The following is a 4105-nucleotide window of genomic DNA, read 5'->3' as shown; positions in this document are numbered from 1 at the left end:
GCACGGCATCCCGGTCACCATCAGCACCGATCCGCGGCACGCGTTCGTCGAGAACACCGGCGTGGCCTTCTCGGCCGGGCCCTTCTCGCAGTGGCCCGAGGGTCTCGGACTCGCCGCGCTCGACGACGTCGACACCGTGCGCGAGTTCGCCGAGGTCGCGCGGCGCGAGTACGTCGCCGTCGGCATCCGTGCGGCGCTGCACCCGCAGATCGACCTCGCCACCGAGCCGCGCTGGGGCCGGCAGGCGCAGACCCTGGGGCAGGATGCCGAACGCGTCACCGCCTTCACCGCGGCGTACCTGCAGGGCTTCCAGGGCGACGAGCTCGGACCCGACAGCGTGGCCTGCACGACCAAGCACTTCCCGGGCGGCGGGCCGCAGCAGGGCGGCGAGGACGCGCACTTCCCCTACGGCCGCGAGCAGGTGTACCCCGGCGGCATGTTCGACTACCACCTCGAGCCCTTCCGCGAGGCGATCCGCCGCGGCACCGCCGGCATGATGCCGTACTACGGCATGCCGGTCGGCCTCGAGGTCGACGGCCACCCGATCGAAGAGGTCGGCTTCGGCTACAACCGCCAGATCATCACGGGGCTGCTGCGCGAGCAGCTCGGGTACGACGGCGTCGTCGTCACCGACTGGGAGCTCGTCAACGACAACCACGTCGGCGACCAGGTGCTGCCCGCCCGCGCCTGGGGCGTCGAGCACCTCTCCGAAGTGGAGCGCATGGAGAAGATCCTGGATGCCGGGAGCGACCAGTTCGGCGGGGAGGAGTGCGTCGAGATGCTCCTGGACCTCGTCCGCTCGGGCCGCGTGAGCGAGGAGCGCATCGACGCCTCGGTACGACGCCTGCTGCGGGTGAAGTTCCAGCTCGGGCTGTTCGACGACCCGTACGTCGACGTCGACGAGGCCGAGCGCATCGTCGGCAACGCGGAGTTCCGCGCGCTGGGGGAGCGGGCGCAGGCGCGTTCGCTCACGGTGCTGGTGAACGAGGGCGACGTGCTGCCCCTGCGGCCGGTCGATGCGGTCTACGTCGAGGGCTTCCGGGCCGACGACGTCGCCGAGCTCGGCCGCGTCGTCGCCGACCCCGCCGACGCCGACGTCGCGATCGTGCGGATCGGCGCGCCGTTCGAGCCGCGCGACGACCTCTTCCTCGAGGCCTGGTTCCACCAGGGCTCCCTCGAGTTCGCGCCGGGCCTGGTGTACCGGTTGCAGCAGATCGCGGCATCCTGCCCTCTCGTTCTCGTCGTGAACCTCGACCGGCCGGCCATTCTGACCCCGTTCGTGGGCCACGCCGCGGCGATCGTCGCCGACTACGGCAGCTCCGCCGCGGCCGTGCTCGACGCCCTCACCGGCCGCGTTCCCCCGCGCGGGCGCCTGCCGATCGAGATCCCCCGGTCGATGGATGCCGTGCGTTCCTCGCGCGAGGATGTACCGTCGGACACCGGCGACCCCGTCTTCCCCGTGCACCACGGGCTGGAGATCGCGGAGCCCGCCGTGCTGCAAAAGGGGTAAGGGGTCTCATGGCGGAGGGGCAGACGACGCGACGACCGACCGTGTACGACGTCGCGAGCGAGGCGAACGTCTCGATCGCGTCGGTGTCGTTCGCGTTCCGCCGGCCCGACAAGCTCAGCGACGCCACGCGGCAGCGCGTGCTCGACGCGGCGCGGCGGCTGGGGTACGCCCCCAGCGGTGCGGCCCGCGGCCTCGCGCGCGGGCGCACCGGCACGCTCGGCCTGCACGCGTTCGACCTGCTGCTCGAGCGGGCCGACCCCCTCGCCCAGCCGTTGAGCGGTCTGCAGTCGCCGGCGCTCGACGCCGGGGGAGTGATTGCCTGGGACCAGACCGACGACGACGTCCTCTCCGACCCCCGGGCGTTCCCGCTGTACGTCGACGAGGTGCAGCGCGGTTTCGAGCTGGAGTGCTGGGCGCTCGGTCGCCCGGTGATGCTGAGCAGCGGATCGGATGCCGATGTGTCGGTCGCCGACACCGTCGGGCGCGTCGACGGGCTCGCGATCTTCCCCTCCCCGCAGACCGCGCCCACTCTCGCGCGGCACTCCCTGAGCATCCCCATCGTGCTCTTCAGCGCGGCCCCCGCCGACGACGCGCACCATCGTGTCCGCGTCGACAACGCCCGCGGCATGCGGGCGCTCGTCGCCCACCTCGTCGAGGAGCACGCCGCGACCGACCTGGCTTTCGTGGGGCGCCTGGAGGCGACGGACGCCGTCGAGCGCCGCGACGCCATGGTCGCGGAGCTCGAGGCCCGCGGCATCCGTCCCCGTCCCGAGATCGTGGATGCGACCGTGCGCGGCGACGACGACCTCGTGCCGCAGGTGCGCGCCCTGATCGCGGCGGGACGGATGCCGCAGGCTTTCGTCTGCGCCACCGACCAGAACGCCTTCACGCTCCTCGATGTGCTCGCCGCCGAGGGGGTGCGCGTCCCCGAGGACGTGGCGGTCACGGGCTTCGACGGCACGCTGGGCTCGCGCCTGACCAGCCCGCCGCTGACGACCGTGCGCCAGCCGATGGAGGCGATGGGGCGCGCGGCGGCGAGGATCCTCGCCGGCACGGCCGGGGCCCCGCCCGCGGGCGGCCCGTTCGACGTCGTGTTCGAGCCCCGGGTGCTGGTGCGGGCGAGCTGCGGCTGCTGACGCGCCGTCCCTGCGGTGCACGGGCGTGCCGTCGTGCGGGCCGGCGGGTGACACGCCGGTTCGGGATCGGAGCTTCCCGCTCGAGCGTCGTGGCGGGACGGGTCAGGCGGCGTTCCACCGCAGCCGCGGGGCGCCCAGACCTGCCCTCAAGCCACCGGGGTCGGCCACCGGGAACATCGTGACGATCCGGCCGTCCACCGCATAGGCCAGAGCCGCGCCGCCGTCGGGCAGAGGGGCACCGAGTGCGATGCGCGCCGTGCGGCACCCGGTCTGCTCGGTCGCGGCATCGCCGGGGGCGCGAAAGGCGGCCGCGTCCACCAGTTCCTCGGTCACGGCGTCGTCGCGGGCCAGCAGCGCGGAGGCGGCCGCGGTCGCGCGCGACAGCAGCGTCTCGGCACCGGCCCACGGCAGCAGCGCCCCGCTCTCGAGCCCGCACGCGCGCTCCAGCTCGCCCGACAGCCACCGCTCGCGCTTGAGCCCGTACGGCGTGGGTGTCAGCGAGAGCAGATAGCCGTACACGTGCAGCACGCCGGCATTGCCCACGGGCCACTCCGCCTCCAGACCCGCGCGACGGTGCAGCTCATCGAACACCGCCCGGGGGAGCACGGCCGCCCCGACGTTCTCGTCGATCACCGTCGAGAGTCCCCACGCGGCGAAGCGCGCGGCGGCACGATCCTCGGCGAGGGCGTCGGCGAGCCAGGCCAGGGAGTCGATCGCGGCCACGGGGTCGGTGGCCGCGAGGCGAGCTGCGGCGTCCAGGGTGTGCACCCGCCCACGCTACGACGCTCCCGCGCATCGTTTACACGGCGTTCATCTGACGTGGACATTCCGTCCACATTTGGAGCGCATCATGGACGCAACGTCCACGACAGGAGCTTCCTTGCCTCGCCCCGTCCTCATCCTCGACTTCGACGGTACCGTCGCCCTCGGCGACGGCCCCCTCTTGGCCTATGCCCGCGCGGTCGCCGCGCACGCGGCCCCCGCCGACGACCTCGTCACCGCGGTGGCGGCCCAGCTCGCGGAGCCCTCCGGCGACGCGATCGACGGGTACGACGTCGTCCGGCGCGTCGCCGTCGCCGCAGGCATCGGCGACGACGCGCTCGCCGCCGCCTACACGGCCAGCCGCGCCCAGCTCGGCACCGCCGAGGCTCCGGTCACCGTCGCCGTCGGTCTCGCGGAGTTCCTTCGGATCACGGATGCCGAGCGCCTCCTCGTCACGAACGCCCCGGCGACGCGGCTCGACGAGGCCCTCGCGTCCCTCGGCCTTGCGGGACTGTTCGACCGCATCGTCACCGACGCCGCCAAGCCCGCGGGACTCGAGGCGCTGCTCGACTCCCTCGACGAGGACGTTCCCGTTCTCGCGGTCGGCGACGTGTGGCGCAACGACCTCGCTCCCGCGCACGCCCGCGGCCACGCCACCGCTCTCGTCGGCGGCTACCCCGACCCCGCCGCCCACCCC

4 protein-coding genes are annotated in these 4105 nt (G+C 73.7%); 3 read left to right on the top strand and 1 reads right to left on the bottom strand.

All coding sequences use genetic code 11. From position 1 onward, the window contains the following. Nucleotides 1-1510 (top strand): glycoside hydrolase family 3 protein (locus NS220_RS13470; RefSeq protein WP_058624556.1); only part of this gene is annotated, 1510 nt, incomplete at its 5' end. An 8-nt stretch (nt 1511-1518) separates the two neighbouring features. Continuing rightward, on the top strand, nt 1519-2646 hold the full coding sequence (locus NS220_RS13465) for a LacI family DNA-binding transcriptional regulator (protein ID WP_058624555.1): 1128 nt from the start codon (nt 1519-1521) through the stop codon (nt 2644-2646). 102 nt (nt 2647-2748) lie between these two features. Here the strand turns inward: NS220_RS13465 and NS220_RS13460 are convergent, their stop codons facing one another. Beyond that, nucleotides 2749-3414 (bottom strand): amino acid deaminase, encoded by a 666-nt coding sequence (locus tag NS220_RS13460; RefSeq protein WP_193755371.1) that lies wholly within the window; start codon nt 3412-3414, stop codon nt 2749-2751. A 112-nt stretch (nt 3415-3526) separates the two neighbouring features. On the opposite strand from NS220_RS13460, the gene NS220_RS13455 reads away from it, so the two are divergent. Beyond that, nucleotides 3527-4105 (top strand): HAD family hydrolase (locus NS220_RS13455; protein WP_193755370.1); only part of this gene is annotated, 579 nt, incomplete at its 3' end.

This window comes from Microbacterium testaceum (assembly GCF_001476655.1).
In the GTDB taxonomy this organism is placed as follows: Bacteria; Actinomycetota; Actinomycetes; order Actinomycetales; family Microbacteriaceae; genus Microbacterium; species Microbacterium testaceum_C.
This window is presented reverse-complemented; position numbering and strand designations above follow the sequence as displayed.

Bases quoted from the DNA above. Each gene is read 5' to 3' on its own strand.
- NS220_RS13465 (WP_058624555.1), top strand. From the start codon at position 1,519: ATGGCGGAGGGGCAGACGACGCGACGACCGACCGTGTACGACGTCGCG.